Annotated in this window: 3 protein-coding genes; all 3 read left to right on the top strand. The window is 68.3% G+C overall.

Annotated elements, in window-relative coordinates:
* Nucleotides 1-35 precede the first annotated feature (35 nt).
* Genes IG122_RS19340 through IG122_RS19350 form a run of 3 tightly spaced genes read left to right on the top strand, consistent with a single transcriptional unit; the run spans nt 36 to nt 20,742 of the window.
* Nucleotides 36-12,746 carry a non-ribosomal peptide synthetase gene (locus IG122_RS19340; protein WP_226893766.1) on the top strand — a complete coding sequence of 4,237 codons (12,711 nt, stop codon included), beginning with the start codon at nt 36-38 and terminating at the stop codon, nt 12,744-12,746.
* Nucleotides 12,743-19,744: a non-ribosomal peptide synthetase gene (locus IG122_RS19345; protein WP_193187606.1), complete on the top strand. Its 7,002-nt coding sequence runs from the start codon at nt 12,743-12,745 to the stop codon at nt 19,742-19,744. Before IG122_RS19340 ends, IG122_RS19345 begins: the two co-directional genes overlap by 4 nt.
* A 2-nt stretch (nt 19,745-19,746) precedes the next feature.
* Nucleotides 19,747-20,742: a TauD/TfdA family dioxygenase gene (locus IG122_RS19350; protein WP_193187608.1), complete on the top strand. Its 996-nt coding sequence runs from the start codon at nt 19,747-19,749 to the stop codon at nt 20,740-20,742.
* Nucleotides 20,743-20,753: the final 11 nt, after the last annotated feature.

The following is a 20,753-nucleotide window of genomic DNA, read 5'->3' on the forward strand; positions in this document are numbered from 1 at the left end:
GTGGGCGATCCGAAAAATGAAGTGTGAGTGGAATGATGGTTGAGTTGCATCGGACCGATACACACACTTTTCCGCTATCATTGGCGCAGCAAGAAATCTGGCGTGAGCATGCCCTTTTTCCGGCGGCGGCCGTGCACACCGTTTCCGCGCGCAGTGTCCTCTCGGGGCCGCTGGATGTGGCGCTGTTCGAAAAGGCGCTGAACTGGGTCTGGGAGCGGCATCAGGCCCTGCGGCTGACGCCCTGGGTCTTTGCCGAGGACATGGAGCCGGTCCAGATCGAGGTCGGCGCGCCGGAGCGCTTTCTCAATCTGCACGATGTTTCCGGCGCGGTGGATCCCGCGGCCGCGGCCGAAGAGCTGGCAGCCGAACTCGGCCGCAGGGCGATTCCCCTCGATGGCGGGCCGACCTTCCGTTTCGATCTGATCCGCTTTGCGCCGGAGCGGCATATCTGGGTGATGAGCTATCACCACATCAACATGGATGCCTGGGCCAACGGCATCCTGATGCGGGACGTGGCCGGGATCTACGGAGCTCTCGTGCGCGGCGGGGAGCCGGATCTGCCGGATGCGCCGTCCTTCGAGGATGCCGTTGCCAACGACGCGGTTTTCCTCGACAGCAGCCGGTACGCCAAGGCCGCCGAATATTGGGCCGATCTTTACCGCACGCTCCCTGACCGGCTGGTCGATGCGGTTCCGAGCGTGCTGGAGGGCAAGCCGCCGCAAGGCACGACGCTCTGCCGGATCGGTGTCGACGCAGCAACGATGGAGAAGCTGCGCGCGCTTGCCGCGGAAAAGGGCGCGAGCCCGGCACAGCTCTTCATCGCCGCCGCGCTGATCCTGTTCCATAAGGAGTCCGGCGCGACCGACATGGTTTTCGGGATGCCGGTCCTGAACCGCCCGACAGCCCGCGACAAGGAAACCTTCGGTCTTTTCTCGCTGACCACGGCGCCCCGGGTGCGGCTCGATCCGGAGGACGGCATCGATGCCTTCCTCGGCGAACTGAGCAGGGCGATGCGCGGCGCGATGCGCCATCACCGCTATCCGCTCTCCGGCATCAACCGCACGCTCGGTCTGGCGGCCCGGCGGGTGTTGCAGCTCTTCGATCTCAACATCTCCTACGAGCGGGTCGAATTCGGCGAACTGCCCTTCGGCGAAGCGACGGCGGGGGTCCCGCGCGTGCTGCTGAACGGCGTTGAGCGCACGCCGGTCGAGATATTCGTGCGTGAATACGGTGACGGGGAGAAGGTCGAGGTCGATCTGGATCTTTCGCTCGGCGCCTTCGATCCGGACGAAGCCCGTGCCCTCGCGACGCGTTACAGCCGAGTTCTATCTTGGCTTGCATCTGGCGGTTTGGGTCGTTTGTCGTCTGTTCCGTTGGTGGATGCATCGGAGCGTTTGTGGCTGTTGGAGGGTGTGAACGCGACGGGTCGGGATTACGGGCCCTTCGAGCCTGTGATCCGTGGCTTTGAGCGCGTGGCGGCGGAAGATCCGGAGCGTGCGGCGCTGAGGTTCGAGGGCGCGGAGCTCGGCTATGGCGAACTTAACGACAAGGCCAACGCGCTGGCGCGTCGGTTGCTGCGGGCGGGCGTCGGTCGGGACGTGCGCGTCGGTGTGGCGCTCGAGCGCTCGGCCGATCTGGTGGTGGCGCTCTTGGCGGTGATGAAGGCGGGCGGGGCCTATGTGCCGCTCGACCCGGAACTGCCGGCGGACCGGCTCGGCTTCATGATCGGCGACGCGGCGGCGCCGGTTGTGGTCACGCGGACGGGCCTGCTCGACACATTGCCGGTACATGACGGACGGACGATCTGCGTCGACGATGCGGGCAGGAGCAGCAGGCGCGGTGCGGAGGCGGGCAATCCCGATGTGGAGCTCGGTCCGAACGACCTTGCCTATGTGATCTACACCTCGGGCTCGACGGGCCTGCCCAAGGGGGTGATGAACGAGCACGGGGGGCTGGCGAACCGTATCCTCTGGATGCAGGAGCGCTTCGCTATCGGGGAAGGGGACAAGGTTCTTCAGAAGACGCCCTATACCTTCGACGTCTCGGTCTGGGAGTTCTTCTGGCCTCTGATGTGCGGCGCGTGTCTCGTGGTGGCGAAGCCGGGCGGACACAAGGACCCGGACTATCTGGCGCGTCTGATGGAGGAGGAGGGGATCTCCGTCTTGCATTTCGTGCCCTCTATGCTGCAGGCCTTCCTCGGCCATGGCGGCTCGGCCGCCAGGCTGAGCGAATGCACATCCCTGCGCTACGTGATGTGCAGCGGGGAGGCCCTGTCCCCGGGTCTGGTGGACCGGTTCGAGAGCCTGAAGCCCGGCACCGCCGAACTGCACAATTTCTACGGTCCGACGGAAGCGGCGATCGACGTGACGCACTGGCAGTGTTCGTCCCCCTCCGACGATCCGCTGCCGATCGGCCATGCGATCGCGAACACCAGTCTCTATGTGCTGGACAGCGCGCTGGAGCCTATTCCGGTGGGTGTGGCGGGCGATCTCTGGATTGGCGGGGTACAGGTCTCGCGGGGCTATCTCGGCAGGCAAGGCCTGACGGCGACCACCTTCATCGCCGACCCGTACTCGAAGACTCCCGGCGCCCGGATGTACCGGACGGGGGATATCGCCAGACGGCGCGCGGACGGGGCGCTGATCTATCTCGGCCGCAGCGACTTCCAGGTGAAGCTCCGGGGCTTCCGGATCGAGCTGGGCGAGATCGAGTCCGCGCTGATGAGCCACGGCTCCATCAAGGAGGCGGCGGTGCTGCTCCGTGAGGACCGTCAGGGCGATCCGCGTCTGGTGGGGTATCTGGTTGCGGAAGGCAATGTGGTTCCGGCGGATCTGGGTCCGAAGCTCAGGGAGCGGTTGCCGGAGCACATGGTCCCGTCGGACTGGGTGACGCTGGAGGCCTTGCCGATCACGGCGAACGGGAAGCTGGACCGGAAGGCGTTGCCGGCGCCGGAGCTGACGGCGGCGGGTCTTGGCGGCAGACCCCGGGGTCCGGAGGAGGAAGTGTGCTGCGCGGTTCTGGCGGGTGTGCTGGGGCGCGAGGAGGTGGGAGCTGAGGACAATTTCTTCGCGCTCGGCGGTCACTCGCTGCTGGCGGTGCAAGTGGTCGGACGGCTGCGCAAGGCGCTCGGCATAGAGCTCCCCGCCAACGCCGTCTTCGCTCACCCCACCGCAAGAGACCTCGCTAAACATGTCAGAGACGCAAAGCGCACTGCGACCGTAACCGCTATCCGCCGGGACCCGGAAGCTGTTCGTCCGGCGAGCTCCGCCGAGGCGCGGCTCTGGGTGCTGCAGCAGCGTGACCTGGACGACACCGCCTACAACATGACCGGCGCCATCGACATTCACGGCGCGCTCGATGCCGCCGCGATGGCGCGCGCGCTCATGGCCGTGCAGCTTCGTCATCCCCTGTTGCACAGCCTCTTCCGCGAGACGGACGGAGAACTCGCGGTTGTGCCCCGGCGCGATCTGGTTTCGGCGCCCGATGTCCGGCGCTTGGAGAGCAGCGGGGCCGCGGCGGAGATCGAACGTACCGAGACCGAAACGCCGTTCCGGCTTGATGCCGAGCTGCCGTTCCGGGCCCGGATCCTCGATCTCGGCAGGGACCTCTGGCGTGTGTTGATCGCGTTCCATCACATCGCGGCGGATGCCGACTCCATCGCGCTCGTCGGCCGCGATCTCGAACTGGCTTATCGCGAGGCGCTGGCGGCGCCAGAGGCCGATGCCGCCGATATCTCGGCACGGTTGCCGGCTCCGGGTCTCGATCCGCTTGCCATCGAGGACGGGCTTGATTTCGGCTCCCGCGGAGATGATGCCGCGGCGCTCGAGCGCTGGGCCGGACGGTTTGCCGGAATCGCGGGCGGCCCCGCTCTTCACTGGGCGGAAGAAGCACAGCCCGCAGCTCCCGCTCTCGTCGAGAAACTCTTCGTTGAGCCGGGCCTGCGCCGCCGCATCGCGGCCCGGGCGCGGGACACCGGTCTGACGCCCTTCATGCTGCTCCACACGGCGCTTGCGGTCGGGCTGCACCGCTTCGGCGGCGGCGAGGAGATCGTGATCGGCACGCCAGTCAGCCAGCGCGCCGACGGGGCTTTCGCGCGCACCGTCGGCATGATGCTGAATTCGATCCCGCTCCGGCTGTCCGTGGACGGCGAAACAACTCTCGGCGCTCTGGCCGAACAAGCGCGCGACACGCTGATCGCCGGGCTCGCCGACGCCTGGGTGCCGCTAGACCGGATCGCGACGGCGCATTCGGGAGACAGCCGGGACGAGCTTTTCCGGGTTCTGCTCACCACCCATCCGCCGCATCTGGACGCGCTGCGGCTCGGCGAGGCGGAGGTCACGGTCCGGGTCCTGCCGCAGGCGCGGGCGAAGATGGATCTGGTCCTGCTGGTGGCCGATGACGGCGCTGCGATGGAAATCACCATCGAACATGCCGCCGGCCTGTTCCCGCCGGGCGGTGCGGCGCGCTTCGCCGAGGCGCTGGAACGCATCCTGGAGACGGTTGCGGACCGGCCGGAGGAACAGGTCGGGCGCGTCGCGCTCTTCGCTTCGGGCTCTCCTGAGCGGTCGGCGGAACTCTCCGGAGCCGAGATCGTCGATGAGCGCGGCGCGCCCGAAGGAACGGTGGTCTCCCGCTTCGCGGACATGGCGGCGGCGCACGGATCTCTGCCGGCACTCGAAGGCCAGGACGGCAGGTCGCTCAGCTATGCGGAACTGGACCGCCTGACGGACGAGCTTGCCGCCGGTCTCGCGGCGCGCGGCGTCGGCCGCGGGACGCCGGTCGGGGTCAGCATGGCGCGCGGAGCCGAACAGATCGCGCTCTTCCTCGCGGTGCTGAAAGCGGGCGGGGCCTACGTCCCGCTCGACCCGGAACAGCCTGGTGCGCGGCTGGCGGACATGGCGGAGGATGCGGGCGTCGCACTGGTCGTGACAGACGGCGCATCGGCCGATTGGCTGCCGGGCGGGATCGAAGCCGTCGGATTCGAGGGCCTCGCGGTTGCCGGCGGCAAGGTCGACTGTCCCGCGACCCTTGGCGCGGACGCGGCCTATATCATGTTCACCAGCGGCTCGACCGGCCGGCCGAAAGGCATCCGCGTGCCGCACCGCGCGGTCCTGCGGCTTGCCATCGAGCCTGGCTTCGCGACATTCCCCCCCGGCAAGCGCGTCGCACAGATCGCGACCACGGCCTTCGATGCCGCGACCTACGAGATCTGGTGCGCGCTGCTGAATGGCGCGACCACAGTCGTCGTCGGGCGCGAGGCGGCCTACGAGGCCGAGGCACTCGCCGAAGCCTTCGCAAGGGCGCAGGTCCATTCGACCTTCCTCACCGCCTCGGTCTTCAACCGCGCGGCCGTTGCCAAAGCTGACGCCTTCTCCGGTTTCGAGGAGGTGATGTTCGGCGGCGAGGCGGCGGATCCGGACGCAGTGCGCGCGGCGGTGAAACGCTGGCCCGGCGTGCGCTTCGTCAACGGCTACGGCCCGACCGAGACGACGACCTTCGCCGCGACGCATTTCTCGAATAATGAACCGGAGAGCGCCCGCATCATCCCGATCGGAAGCCCGATCCGGGGCACCGCATTCTATATTCTCGATGCCCATCTGGAACCGGTACCGCGTGGCGTCGCGGGCGAGCTCTATATCGGCGGCGTTGGCCTCGCCGACGGTTATGTCAGCCGTCCCGGGCAGACGGCGGAAGTCTTCCTCGCCGATCCCTTCTCCGGCGATCCGGGCGCCCGCATGTACCGGACGGGCGATCTCGTCCGGCGCCGTGCAGACGGGGCGGTCGAGTATCTCGGCCGCGTCGACCGGCAGATCAAGCTGCGCGGCTTCCGCATCGAGCCGGGCGAGATCGAGGCGGTCTTGCGCGAGGTCTCCGGGGCCGACCAGGCCGTCGTGGACGTGCGAGAGACGGATGGCGACCGGGCGCTCTATGGCTGGGTGACCGGTGCTGACAGAGACGATCAACGGAGCTGGCGCGATGCCCTCGCCGAACGGCTGCCGGGATGGATGGTGCCGCGGCGGATCGCGGTGCTCGACGCCCTGCCGCTGACGCCGAACGGCAAGCTGGACCGCGGCGCCCTTGCGGTGCCGGAAGATGAAGGTTCCGAAGAAAACGCGCCGGTCACATACGCGACCGAAACCGAACAGGCACTCGCCGGTATCTGGACCGATCTTCTCGGTGGCGGGACGTTCCGTCCCGAGGACGGGTTCTTCTCCGTCGGCGGACACTCCCTCCTCGGCGTGCGCCTTGCGGCGCAGATCCGCGCGCGCTTCGGCGCCGCGTTGCCGCTGAAGACAATCTTTGCCAAACCGCGTCTCGCCGAGATGGCGGCGGAAATCGACGCGCTCGGCGGCACGGACGAGGACCGGCCGATCGCGCGGGACTGGCCGGACGAGTTCCGGCCGGCTTCCGCCATGCAGCGCCGCCTTGCCCTGATGGACCGGATCGACGGCTCCGGCATCGCCTACACGGTGCCGGTCGTCACCCTCTTCGAGGGCGTGCCCGATTCGGAGAAACTGCAGCATGCGCTCCGCCGGCTGGCCGCGCGGCACGAGCCCCTGCGCACGGCGATCCGCATCGGCGAGCGGGTCGAAGGTGTGCTTCTGCCGGTCGACGATCTGGTGCTGAAGCATGAGCGGTTGGCCGCGGCGGATGCCAAAGAGGCACGCGAGACGGCGGAAGAGATGGCGCGCGGACTGGCGAAAGAGCCGTTCCATCTCGCCTCGGATCTGCCGCTCCGCGCGAGCCTTCTCGACTTCGCCGGCAGTCGCTCCGCCCTCGTGCTGGTGCTGCATCACAACGCGGTCGACGGCCATTCGGTGCCGGTGCTGCTCCGCGATCTGGCGGCGTTCTACAACGGTGGACTGCCGGAACCGCTTTCCTTCCGCTACGGCGACTGGGTCGCGTGGCGCGAGGGCGATGCCCGATCGGCGCGAGACGCGGCGTCGCTCGCCCGGGCGCACGAGGTACTCGATGGGGCGCCGCCGCTGCTCGATCTGCCGACCGACTCCCAGCGCCCGGCCCAGCGTACCCATTTGGGCGGCGTTGTGCCGTTCGCCATCGACCCGGCACTTGAGACGGCAATGAAGGGGCGGGCGCAAAGCCTCTCCGCGACGCCTTTCGCAGTGATGGTCGCCGCCTATGCCGTGCTGCTGGCCCGGACCGCCGGGACCGACGATCTGGTGCTCGGCATTCCCTTCGACGGCCGCGAGGTTGCGGAAGCGGACAATCTTGTCGGCTTCTTCGCCGATACCGCCGCGATCCGTATCCGCATGGATGACGATCCGTCGGCCTCCGAACTCATTCTCCGTGTCCGTGACGAACTGGCCCGCGCGCTTTCCGAGCCGGCGCCGCTCGACCGGCTGATCGAGGCAATGGACCTCAAGCGCGATACCAGTCGGACGCCGCTCTTCCAGGCAATGATCGCCTATAACGAGGAGGCGCAGCCGCGCCTCAGCCTCGGCGGTATCGACGGCCGCCCGCTCAACGTGCATCCCGGCACCGCGAAGTTCGACCTGCAGCTCCAGATCCTTCGCGAGCAGGGTGGCCTGACGGGGGCGCTCGAATACGCGAGCGATCTCTTCACGGCGGAAACGGCAACGTCTCTCGCCGCGCGCTATTCCCGAGTTCTATCTTGGTTTGCATCTGGCGGTTTTGGCCGTCTGTCGTCGGTACCGCTGGTGGATGCGTCGGAGCGTTCTTGGTTGCTGGAGGGTGTGAACGCGACTGCGCGGGATTACGGATCCTTCGAGCCGGTGATCCGTGGCTTCGAGCGAGTGGCGGCGGAAGACCCGTCGCGTGCGGCGCTGCGGTTCGAAGGCGCGGAGCTCGGCTACGGCGAGCTGAACGCCCGCGCGAACGCGCTGGCGCGGCGTCTCTTGCGGGCGGGCGTCGGACGGGACGTGCGCGTCGGTGTGGCGCTCGAGCGCTCTGCCGATCTGGTGGTGGCGCTCTTGGCGGTGATGAAGGCGGGCGGGGCCTATGTGCCGCTCGACCCGGAACTGCCGGCGGACCGGCTCGGCTTCATGATCGGCGACGCGGCGGCGCCGGTTGTGGTCACGCGGACGGGCCTGCTCGAGACATTGCCGGTGCATGACGGACGGACGATCTGCGTCGACGATGCGGGCAGGAGCAGCCGGCGCGGTGCCGATGCCGGCAATCCCGATGTGGAGCTCGGCCCGAACGACCTCGCCTACGTGATCTACACCTCGGGCTCGACCGGATTGCCCAAGGGGGTGATGAACGAGCACGGGGGGCTCGCCAACCGTATCCTCTGGATGCAGGAGCGCTTCGGTATCGGCGCCGGGGACAAGGTCCTCCAGAAGACGCCCTATACCTTCGACGTCTCGGTCTGGGAGTTCTTCTGGCCGCTGATGTGCGGCGCCTGTCTCGTGGTGGCGAAGCCGGGCGGACACAAGGACCCGGACTATCTGGCGCGTCTGATGGAGGAGGAGGGGATCTCCGTCCTGCATTTCGTGCCCTCGATGCTGCAGGCCTTCCTCGGCCATGGCGGCTCGGCTGCCAGACTGAATCAGTGCAACTCCCTGCGCTATGTGATGTGCAGCGGTGAGGCGCTCTCTCCGAGTCTGGTGGAACGGTTCGAGAGCCTGAAGCCAGGCAACGCGGAACTGCATAATCTCTACGGCCCGACGGAAGCGGCGATCGACGTGACGCACTGGCGGTGCGGCAGCCCGGCGGAGGATCCTCTGCCGATCGGCCATGCGATCGCGAACACGAGCCTCTATGTGCTGGACAGTGCGCTGGAGCCTGTTCCGGTGGGTGTCGCGGGCGATCTCTGGATCGGCGGCGTTCAGGTCTCGCGCGGCTATCTCGGCAGGCAAGGCCTCACGGCCACCACCTTCATCGCGGATCCCTACTCACCCAAGCCCGGCGCACGGATGTACCGGACAGGGGACATCGCGAGGCGACGCGCGGACGGGGCGCTGGTCTATCTCGGGCGAAGCGACTTCCAGGTGAAGCTCAGGGGCTTCCGGATCGAGCTGGGCGAGATCGAGTCGGCGCTGATGAGCCACGGCTCGATAAAAGAAGCTGCCGTTCTTCTGCGCGAGGACCGTCAGGGCGATCCGCGTCTGGTGGGGTATCTGGTTGCGGAAGGCAATGTGATTCCGGCGGATCTGGGTCCGAAGCTCAGGGAGCGGTTGCCGGAGCACATGGTCCCGTCGGACTGGGTCACTCTCGAGGCGCTGCCGATCACGGCGAACGGGAAGCTGGACCGCAATGCCTTGCCGGCGCCGGAGCTGACGGCGGCGGGGCTGGGCGGCCGGCCGCGGGGTCCGGAGGAGGAAGTGTGCTGCGCGGTTCTGGCGGGTGTGCTGGGACGCGAGGAGGTGGGGGCTGAGGACAATTTCTTCGCGCTCGGCGGTCACTCGCTGCTGGCGGTGCAAGTGGTCGGACGGCTGCGCAAGGCGCTCGGCATAGAGCTGCCCGCCAACGCCGTCTTCGCACACCCCACAGCACGTGACCTCGCTAAACATGTCAGAGACGCAAAGCGGGCGGACGAGAAGCCGATCGTGAAGGTGGAGCGTGAGACCGTGCTGCCGTCACTCGGCCAGGAACAGCTCTGGTTCCTCTCCAGCCTCGAAGGCTCCAATGCCTACAACGTGCCGGACGGTTTCGTCATCGACGGGCCGCTCGACCTGTCGGCCCTGTCCGGCGCGGTCTCCGATATCGTCGCCCGGCACGAAGCGCTGCGCACCCTGCTCGTCGAGGAAGACGGACGCCTGATCGCGAAAGTGCGGCCGCCTGCGCCGGTTACGGTTCCGGTCGAGACGTTGGAAAGCACCGACGAGGCGGCGATCCGCGCCTGGTTCGAACGGAAGGGGCTTGAGATTTTCGATCTCGGCCGCGATATCCCGGTCCGCGCCTCGGTCGCGGCGTTGCCCGATGGACGGCACCTGCTGGCGCTGGTGATGCATCACAGCGCGACCGACGGCGGCTCGGCCCCGGTGGTCTATCGCGATCTCACCATGGCCTATCACGCCCGCTGCCGCGGGCGGGCGCTCGCCCTGCCGCCGCTCTCCATCGCGTATTTCGACTGGGCGGCCTGGCAGCGGGAGCGCATGGCCGCGCCGGAGACGGCGGAGAATGTCGGGAGGGTGGCGAAACGGCTGGCCGGCGCACCTCAGACGCTCGCCCTGCCCGAAGATTACCAGCGTGCGGATCCGCAGGGCTTCGAAGGGGCCATGCTGCATCTGCCGGTGCCCGGAAAGCTCGCCCGTGCCTTGCGCGGAAAGGCGCGGGACAAGCAGGCGACGCTTTTCATGCTGCTGCTCGCCGGGCTCGGCGTCACGCTTCAGAGACTGTCGGGAGAGGGCGACATCGTGGTCGGCGCGCCGGCCTCCGGACGCGACCGCGGCGAGGTTCAGGATCTGGTCGGCTATTTCGTCAATACGGTGCCGCTGCGCCTGCGTCTGGAAGACGCCGGATCGCTCGATGAGGCGATCGAGATCGCGCGGCGCGAGGTGCTGGAAGGCTTCACCTATCAGGATCTGCCGATGGACCGGGTGGTGCAGGCGCTCGGCCCGGACCGCGCTGCGGGGCGGACGCCGCTCTTCCGCGTCATGTTGGTTCTGCAGCCGGCCGATCGCATGGCGCTCGCGCTCGACGGTGCGACGGTGACGCCGCTGCATGTCGATGCGGTCAGCGCGCGCTACGACCTGACCTTCGCCTTCGACGATCTCGGCGAGGGGCTCGGGCTCGTGGTGCATTACGCCGCCGACCTGTTCAGCGAGGCGAGTGCCCGCCGTTTCGCCCGCTATTACGAGAAGGTGCTCTCCGATCTCGTGTCCGAGCCGGACGCGGAGCTGTCGGCGGTCTCCCTCTTCGCGACCGGTTCGTCCGAGCGAGCGGCGGAGGTTTCCGGGAACGTGGTCGTCGACGCGCGGGGCGCCCCTGAAGGAACGGTGGTCTCCCGCTTCGCGGACATGGCGGCGGCGCACGGATCTCTGCCGGCACTCGAAGGCCAGGACGGCAGGTCGCTCAGCTATGCGGAACTGGACCGCCTGACGGACGAGGTGGCCGCCGGTCTCGCGGCGCGCGGCGTCGGCCGCGGGACGCCGGTCGGGGTCAGCATGGCGCGCGGAGCCGACCAGATCGCGCTCTTCCTCGCGGTGCTGAAAGCGGGCGGGGCCTATGTCCCGCTCGACCCGGAACAGCCTGGTGCGCGGCTGGCGGACATGGCCGAGGATGCGGGCGTCGCACTGGTCGTGACAGACGGCGCACCGGCCGATTGGCTGCCGGGCGGGATCGAAGCCGTCGGATTCGAGGGCCTCGCGGTTGCGGGCGGCAAGGTCGACTGTCCCGCGACCCTTGGCGCGGACGCGGCCTATATCATGTTCACCAGCGGCTCGACCGGCCGGCCGAAAGGCATCCGCGTGCCGCACCGCGCGGTCCTTAGGCTCGCCGTCGAGCCCGGCTTCGCGACATTCCACCCCGGCAAGCGCGTCGCGCAGATCGCGACCACGGCCTTCGATGCCGCGACCTACGAGATCTGGTGCGCGCTGTTGAACGGCGCGACCACGGTCGTCGTGGGACGTGAAGCGACCTACGATCCGGATGCGCTCGCAGCGGCACTTGGCACGGCGCGGCCGCATTCCATGTTCCTTACGACGGCGGTCTTCAATCGTGCGGCTGCGTCCGAAGCGGATGTGTTCGCCGGGGTCGAGGAGATCCTGGTCGGCGGCGAACGGGTCGATCCGGACGCGATGCGCACGGCGCTGGATCGCTGGCCGGGGCTCAGGATATCCAACGTCTACGGTCCGACCGAGACCACCACTTTTGCCTCTCACTTTCCCGTGGACCGGGTGCCGCAGGGTGCGGGCAACGTGCCGATCGGCGGGCCGATCCGGGGGACGGCGCTCTATGTGCTCGACGCCCATCTGGAGCCGGTGCCCCGCGGCGTTGCGGGCGAGCTCTATATCGGCGGCACAGGGCTTGCGGACGGCTATGTCGGACGGCCCGGGCAGACCGCCGAGGCCTTTGTGGCGGATCCCTATTCCGGCGAGCCCGGCGCCCGCATGTACAGGACGGGCGACCTCGTCCGACGCCGCGCCGACGGGGCGGTCGAGTATCTCGGCCGCGTCGACCGGCAGATCAAGCTGCGGGGGTTCCGCATCGAGCCGGGCGAGATCGAGGCGGCCCTGCGCGAGGTTTCCGGTGTCGATCAGGTTGTCGTCGATGTGCGCGAAAGCGATGGCGACCGGGCGCTCTATGGCTGGGCGGTCGCGCCGGAGGGCACGGACACGCGGCGCTGGCGCGATGCGCTCGCCGAACGATTGCCGGGCTGGATGGTCCCGCGGCGTATCGCCCTGCTCGACACGCTGCCGCTGACGCCGAACGGCAAGCTCGACAGATCCGCCCTCACTGTGCCTGAGGGCGGAACCGAGCCGTCGGCGGCGGGGCCGGTGGCATATGCCACGGACACCGAGCGTGCGCTTGCCGCACTCTGGAGCGAACTTCTGGGTGGGGGGAGCTTCCGGCCTGATGACGGTTTCTTCAATGTGGGCGGCCATTCGCTGCTCGGCGTCCGCCTTGTCGCGGGGATCCGCGAGCGTTTCGGCGTCGCGCTGCCGCTGCGCGCGATCTTCGAGCAGCCTGGCCTCAGGGCCATGGCGCGGGCGGTCGACGCGCTGCGCCCGGCGGACGGCGAAACCGCGGCTGCCGGAGACGACGGTCCGATCAAGCGCCGGACGCGGCGGTCCGGCAGGAAAGGCATGGAGCTGACATGAGCCCCGACGGTCTCGGCGACAGGCTGGATGTTGTCCTCGAACCCGACCTGCCGCTCTCGACGATGCAGCTCGGCATCCTCGCCGAGCAATGGATGGCGCCCGGGAGCACGCGCTACAATGTCCCTGTCGCCTTTCGCGTCCGCGGCCGGGTCGATCTCGCGGCCCTGCGCTCGGCCCTCGCTTGGTTGGCTGAGCGGCACGAGGTTCTGCGCACGGTCTATCGCGACGGTCCGGACGGCCCCGTCCAGGCCATCGCCGAGGAGGTGCCGGAGCTTCTGACGGTCGCATCGGTCGAAAGTCCGGAGGCGCTCGGAGCTGCCGCACGGCGGGAGGCGGGGCATGTCTTCAACCTGAAGGCTGAACTTCCGCTGCGTGCCGCCTTCATTTCAGCAGGGCCGGACGAAGGGGCGCTCGTCCTTGTCTTCCATCATATCGCCGTCGACGGCTGGACGCTGCGTTTGCTGCTGGACGAGCTGTCGCTTGCCTATCGTGCCTTCCTCGACGGAGACGCACCGGATCTGCCGGAGCCGGACCTGCAATATGCGGACTGGGGCGCCTGGCAGCAGGAGAAGCTTGCTCGGCCGGAGGCGGGCAACCTGCGCCGGGCCGCCATCGACCGGCTCGCTGACATCGGGGAGGATCTCGGTCTTCCGCCGCGTCCGGCCCTGCGTGATGAGGCGGATAACGGCGCCGAGATGCTGTCCTTCGAACTGGACGGCGCGACTGTCGGCCGGGCCGAGCAAACGGCGCGGCGTCTCGGTGTCAGCCTCTATGCCCTGCTTTCCGGCGCCTACGGCCTCGTGATCGGGCGGCTGTGCGACCGTGAGCGGCTCGCCCTCGGCATGCCCGTGGCGCTCCGCGACCGGAGCGAGGTGCACGGTACGGCGGGATGTTTCGTCAATACGGTGGCCTACATTGTCGATCTCGCGCCGTCGCTCACACGCGATGGCTTTCTCGCCGGGATGCGGGAGGCCGTGGTCGATGCGCTCGACGCGCGGGAGATCCCGTTCGAGCAGATCATGCGCGGTCTGGCCGAGAAGCGCGGCGACACGGCGCCGGCGGTGCGCTGTTTCTTCAATTTCGACGATGCCGGGATAGCTCCTCCGGATCTGCCCGGGCTGACGCCGGAGATTCTCGATTGCGACCGGGGCACGGCCAAGTTCGACCTGATGATGTCCATGGTGCGGAGCGGCGACGGCATCCGCGCCGGCTTCGATCATGCGCTCGGCGTCCTGCCGATGGAGGTCGCGCGCTCGGTTCCGGACCGGTTCCGGCGTGCGTTGGACTGGCTCTGCGCGACGGGGAACCCGGTGCTCTCCGAGTTCCCGCTCCTTGAGACGGGCGAAAGCCATAGGGTCGAGACGCTTGGAACGGGGCAGGTGCGGGCTGTTCAGGACGATACACTCGACGGTGCTGTCCTCGCCGCGGCGGAACGCGATCCGGACGGCATCGCGGTCACCGCGCCGGACGGCAGCCTGACGTTCGGTGAGCTGGTCGCTGCGGCCGAAACACTTGCCGGGCAGCTCGCTGCCGCAGGTACCGGGCGCGGCGACCGGGTTCTCGTTCTGCTGCCGCGCGGCCTCGCCCTTCCGGCGGCGATGCTCGGCGCGCTCAGGACCGCTGCAGCCTATGTGCCGGTCGATCCCGGCGTCCCCGAGCAGCGGCTGAAGGATGTCGTCGCGGACGCGGAGCCTTCGGTCTTGATCTGTGCGCCGGGCGCAGCTGCGATGCTCACTGAGGCACTGCCGGACACGGTTGCCCTGTTCGAAGCGGACGGAACCGTTTTCCGGCCGGTCAGCAGCGGTGGTCCGGCGAAAACGCGGATCGCGGCGCGGCCGGACGATCTCGCCTACATGATCTATACCTCCGGCTCCACCGGCCGGCCCAAGGGCGTGATGGTGCCGCATCGCGGGGTGATGAATTACCTCGCCTGGGCGCGCGACGCTTACACCGTCGACGAGGGTGACGGCACGGCGGTGCTGACCGCGACGGCGTTTGACGCGACGGTGCTCTCGTTCTGGCTGCCGCTCGTCGCGGGCAAGCCGGTGCATCTCCTGCCCGAGGAAGGCGCGGTCGAAGAACTGGCCGAACGGCTGGCCGCCGGTGCAGATTACGGCTTCGTCAAGATGACGCCGGCCCATCTCGATCTTCTGGCGGAACTGAAGCCGGTCGCGGCGCAAAAGGCGGGTGCGCGGATGTTCGTGATCGGCGGCGAAGCGCTCGCCGTGGCCTCGACCGCGCCCTGGCGCCGCGACGCTCCGGATATCCGGTTGATGAACGAATACGGTCCGACCGAGACCGTGGTCGGCTGCACCTGGCACGAGGCGGCCGTGTCGTGCGGTGCGGCGGAGCCCATTGGCAAAGCGATCTGGAATACGAGGCTCTATGTCCTCGACCGCAATCTCGATCCGCTGCCGGCGGGCATGACGGGTGAGCTCTATGTCGGTGGCGCGGGCGTGTCCTGGGGCTACTGGCGACGGCCGGGCCTGACGGCGGAGCGCTTCCTCGCCGATCCCTTCGCATCGGAACCCGGCGCGCGGATGTACCGGACCGGTGACCTCGTGCGCTGGCGCGCCGACGGCACGCTCGACTATCTCGGCCGGGCGGACGAACAGGTAAAGGTCCGCGGTTTCCGGATCGAGCCGGGCGAGATCGAGGCCGGTCTCCGCTCCATCGAGGGGGTTCAGAACGCGGCGGTGATCGCGGTCGGTGAGGGCAGCGACAAGCGGCTGGTCGCGTTCGTGACCGGAGAGGCCGATCCCGAAAAGTGCCGGGCGCGCCTCGCGGCCCTACTGCCCGCGCATATGGTGCCGGACCAGATCCAGAAACACCTCGCGCTACCTTTGACCGGGAGCGGCAAGATCGACCGGCGGCAACTCGCGGCGCTCGCGGCGGAACAGTCGTCTGTGCTCGCTGGAGACGAAGGGGCGACCGGTGCCGATCCCGAGAAATGCGCGGCTCTCGTCGAACTCTGGCGGACGGTTCTGAAGAACGACGCAGCGGACGCGGGAACCGATTTCTTCAAGTCCGGAGGAACTTCACTCGCGGCGATCCGGCTGATCGCGCGTCTGAAGCGGAACTTCGGGGTCGAAACGAGTTTCGCCGATCTCGCCGCCGCCCCGACCCCGGCGGCGCTCGCCGCGCGCCTCTTCGGCGGGGCCGAGGAAGAGGAACCGGCGCTTCTGCCGGAGGTGCTGGAGATTGTCCGGATCGTATTGAAGCAGCCGGATCTCGGCGCGGATGCGGATTTCTTCCGCTCGGGTGGTACGTCGCTTGCCGCGATCCGTATCGTCGCACGGCTGAAACGCGCACTTGGATGCGAGGTTGCGAACGACGTCGTCCATCGCGGGCTGACCCCGGCGGGCATTGCCAAGCTGATCGGTGAGACGGATTCGACGGCGACGGACAAGGGGCCGGCGCTGACTTTGACCAAGGGCGAAATGCCGGTCGCCTCCCCCGGTGAAGCCCAACTCTGGCTCGAACACGCGCTCGGCGCCGATGAGAGCGCCTATGTCATGCAGGCCGCGGTTCGCATTGCCCTGCAAGATCCGGAAACGGAAATCGCATCCGCTTTCGTCAGGCTGGCCGACCGGCATCCGGTCTTGCGCACGGCCTATCCGGGCGGTGCGGAGGGTGCCTCGGTCGCGATCGCCGAAGCGCCGAGGCCGGCGATCAGATGCCTTGCGGGAGGCGATGATTTCGACGCTTCCGTCAAGGCGGCGGCGCGGGCCGATGCGGAAACCCGCTTTGCCATCGAGGAGGGCGAGACCGCACGGCTCACCTATATCGCGGATGGCAAGGGATGCGGCGTGGTGGTGCTCTCGCTTCATCATATCGTCTCTGACGGAACGACCCTGGCGCTGCTGCTGAGAGACTTCGTGGCGCTGCTGAAAGGCGAGGTGCCGGCCGTACCGCAGGCGGATTACCGCGCCTATGCGAAATGGCGCGGCGATCAGGTGTGCGCGACGGAAGAGACCGAAACAGCGTTCTGGAAAGCGAAGCTGACCGAAACGCCGGGCCCGCTGGCCTTGCCGTCGGACCGTCCCCGGCGCCCGGGGCACCGGGCGCGCGGCGCCTCGGTGACGCTGCGGATCGATCCGGAACTTGCGCAACGTGCAGAAACACTGGCGCGGGAGCAGGGCGGCACGCTGCAGGGCTTGCTGGTCTCTGCTTATGCGCTGTTCCTGCATCGCCTGACCGGGGCGGACGATCTGGTGCTCGGCATTCCGGTGAGCGACCGGCCGGACGGGTTCGAGGAGGTCGCGGGACTCTTTCTGAACACGCTGCCGTTGCGCCTGTCCCTGAACGGCGGCGAGACCGGCGCGGACCTGCTCGGCCGTGTCCGCGAGGGTATGACGGAACTGCTGAGTCATGCGGGCCTGCCGCTGGCGCGCATCGTCGAGGCGGTCAATCCGGAACGCCATTCCGGACGCACGCCCCTGCTGCAGACCGTGCTGGACTGGCGCGAGGCGGCGACCGGCGACGCGCTGAAAGCGGAGCTGGTGCCGCTGCCGGTGGCGACGGCGCCGTTCGACCTCGCCGCGAGCCTCGCCCGCGATGCGGAAGGCGGGATCACCGGCGGCTTCATCTATGACGGCGCCCTGCTGGACGAGGCCACCGTCGCCGCCTGGACGCGTTCTTTCACGACGCTGTTCGAGGGGCTGGTCGGTGGGCTCGGACAATCCGTCGGAACCTTGCCCACGGTCGCCGCGGAAGACCTGCCGCGCTCGATGCTGCAAGGCCCGGATGCGGGAGAGCTTCCCGAACTGGAGCTGCTGCTGGCGCAGAGCCTTGCCGAGCACGCCGATCTTCCCGCGCTCGATTTCGACGGGACAACACTCAGCTATGCCGAGCTCGAAGCGCGGGCGCGCGCCGTCACGCCGGTACCGGGCCCGGTCGCGATAGTCGCCATGGACGATCCTGTCCAGCGGGTTGTCGAAGCCTTGGCCGCTCTGCTGTCGGGCAAGGTGTTGGCTCTGATCGACCCTGCGCTGCCGGAAGCGCGCAGGGAACAGATGCGCCGGACGCTCGCCGAGGTGCCGGAGGGAACGGACGGAGCCTATGCCCAGTTCACCAGCGGATCGACCGGCACGCCGAAGGCGGCGCTGCTGGGCCGCGCCGGGCTGGCCAACCTGATCCGGACCATCGGCCGGGATCTCGAAATCGGTCCGGGCAGCCGGGTGTTGCAACTGGCCGCGCCGGCCTTCGATGCCTGGGTCTGGGAGGTCTTCACCACGCTCGGCGCGGGCGGGACGCTGGTTCTGGCGGAGAGGGAGGCACTGCAGGCAGGTGCGCCGTTGGCGGCAACACTGATGGAGCGTCTGGTAAGCCATGTCACTATCACACCGTCTGCCTTGGCTGCGCTCGGCGAGAGCGACTTTCCCAAGCTTCGGACGATGGTCGCGGCGGGCGAGCCGCTGCCGGCCGATCTCGCGGATCTCTGGGCGCCGGGACGGCGCCTGTTGAATGCCTACGGGCCCTGCGAGACGACTGTCTGCGCGACGCACGGGCTCTGCGCGGCCGGAGCCGCACCGGATATCGGTACGCCGATTGCCGGAATGATCGTTACGATGGCAGACCGCTATGGACAGCCCGCGATCCCTGGAGCGGTGGGGGAGATCGTCATCGGCGGGATCGGCGTCGGGCTCGGCTATCTCGGCGATGACGAAGCGACGGCGGAAAAGTTCGTCGACGGACCGGACGGAACGCGGATGTACCGGACCGGGGACATGGCGCGGGTTACCGGTGACGGACGGATCCAGTTCGTCGGGCGCGAAGACCGGCAGGTCAAAATCCGCGGCGTACGCATCGAACTCGACGAGATCGAGCATGCGCTGCGCAATGTGGCCGGCGTCGCGCAGGCGGCGGTGAAGACCGTTCCGGGCGCGGACGGGCGCCCGGCGCTTGCGGCCTGGCTGACCGGACCTGCGCCGGCCGCCGCCAGCGACGTGCGAAAGTTGCTCGGAGAGAAACTTCCCGAGACCATGCTGCCGGCTTTCCTCAACGTGCTCGATGCGATGCCGAGGACCGTCACGGGCAAGATCGACCGCACCGCGCTGGTATTGCCTCAAGCCGCCACGGCAGAAGAGGACGAGGCGCCGCGCTCCGGGACAGAGGCGGACATCCTCGACATTTTCCGCGAGGTGCTTTCGCTCGAGAAGCGTCCGGGACGAACCCGGAACTTCTTCACCCTTGGTGGCCACTCGCTCCTCGCGGTCCGTCTGGCGGCGAGATTGGGCGAGAAGCTCGGCTGCAAACTGCCGCTGCCGCTCGTCTTTGCCAACCCGACGGCCGCCGGCCTTGCCGCGCTGGTCATGGGGCAACCGGAGGAGCGCGGTCCGTGCCTGTTACGGACCTTGCGCGAAGGTGCGGAGCCGGCGGCCTATCTTGTCCACCCGGTCGACGGGTCCGGAGCGGTTTATCGGAAGCTTGCCGATGCCTGGGCTGGTGAGCGCCGCATCGTCGCGGTCGAGCAGGGAACCGGCTTCGAGACCCTCGCGGACCAGGCGGACGCTTATGCGGACGTCATCTCGCACGCGGCGGACGAGACTGCGCCCATCCTGCTGGCGGGCTGGTCGCTCGGTGCTGTCATCGCGGCCGCTGTCGCAGCATGGTTGCGCGAAACGGGCCGGGATGTGAGGCTGGTGCTGCTGGATGCCGCCGCACCGGTGGCGGGCGATGCCGCAATCGATGCGGCGGAAATCGAGGCTGCGGCGGCCGCAGCAGGAGCGGATGCGGAGATTGTGGCCCGCGCGCGGGACAATGTGCGTATCGCAGCGGAGCACCGGTTCTATCCGGCGGCGGGGATGGCCGCCCTTATCAGGGCCAGAGGCACCGAACGTCCCGGAATGGACGAAGGGCTCGGTTGGGCGGCGATCTTCGACCGCCTGACCGTAAAAGAGGCTGCAGGGACACATCAGACATTGCTGCGCGAGGGCGACCTTGCGGAGCTGACAAAGCTGATCGAATTGCTTTGGCACGAGCAAGGGGAGCGATAGGGATGGCTACGCTGGACGGAACCGTACGGCAATTGTTCGAGGGCGAGGATTTCGCGGTCCTCGTCGAGGCGGACGGCACGAGCGGCAACGCCGCGTCCTGGGTCTCGGCCAATCTCGCCGGGATCGAGGAGCTGGCGAAGACGCATCCGGTCGTGGTCCTGCGCGGCATCGGCCTGTCCGACGAGAAGGGCTTTCCGCCGGTGCGCGACCTTCTGGTCGGCCGCCCGGCGAACTATGTCTATCGCTCGACGCCGCGTACCGAAGTGCTCGAAGGCGTGCTGACCGCGACGGAATATCCGGCGAGCGAAGAGATCCTGATGCATTGCGAGAACGCCTACCAGCGTGACTGGCCACTGCGTCTGGTCTTCTGCTGCATCAAACCGGCGGAGACGGGCGGACAGACGCCGGTGGCCGACGTGCGCAAGGTCACGCGGGATATCGGCGAGGAGATCCTCGACGAGGTCGAGCGCCGGGGCATCCGTTACATCCGGAACTACCACGAGGGCTTCGACCTTGACTGGAAGACTGTGTTCCAGACCGACGACCGGGGTGAGGTCGAGCGCTTCTGCCGGGAAAACGATATCGACTTCGAATGGACTGCGGACGGTCACCTGAAGACGGCGCAGACCTGCCAGGGCACCGCGCGCCATCCGGTGACCGGAGAGCGGCTCTGGTTCAACCAGGCGCATCTCTTCCATGCCTCAGCACTCGGCGAGGACGTGCTGGAGGATCTGGTCGATATCTTCGGCGAGGACGGGCTGCCGCGCGATGCGCGCTACGGCGACGGCGCGCCGATCCCGGGCGAGGTGCTGGAGAAGGTTCGTGCGGCCTTTCAGAAAGAGGCCCGGCAGTTCGACTGGCAAGCGGGCGACGTCATGCTGGTCGACAATATGCTGGCCTCGCATGCCCGGCGGCCCTTCACCGGCTCGCGCCGGGTGCTGGTCAGCATGGGCCGGATGCATTCCGAGCTGGAGCAGATCGCGGGCGCGGCGGAATAGGCCGCGAGACA

Source organism: Nisaea sediminum (genome assembly GCF_014904705.1).
In the GTDB taxonomy this organism is placed as follows: domain Bacteria; phylum Pseudomonadota; class Alphaproteobacteria; order Thalassobaculales; family Thalassobaculaceae; genus Nisaea; species Nisaea sediminum.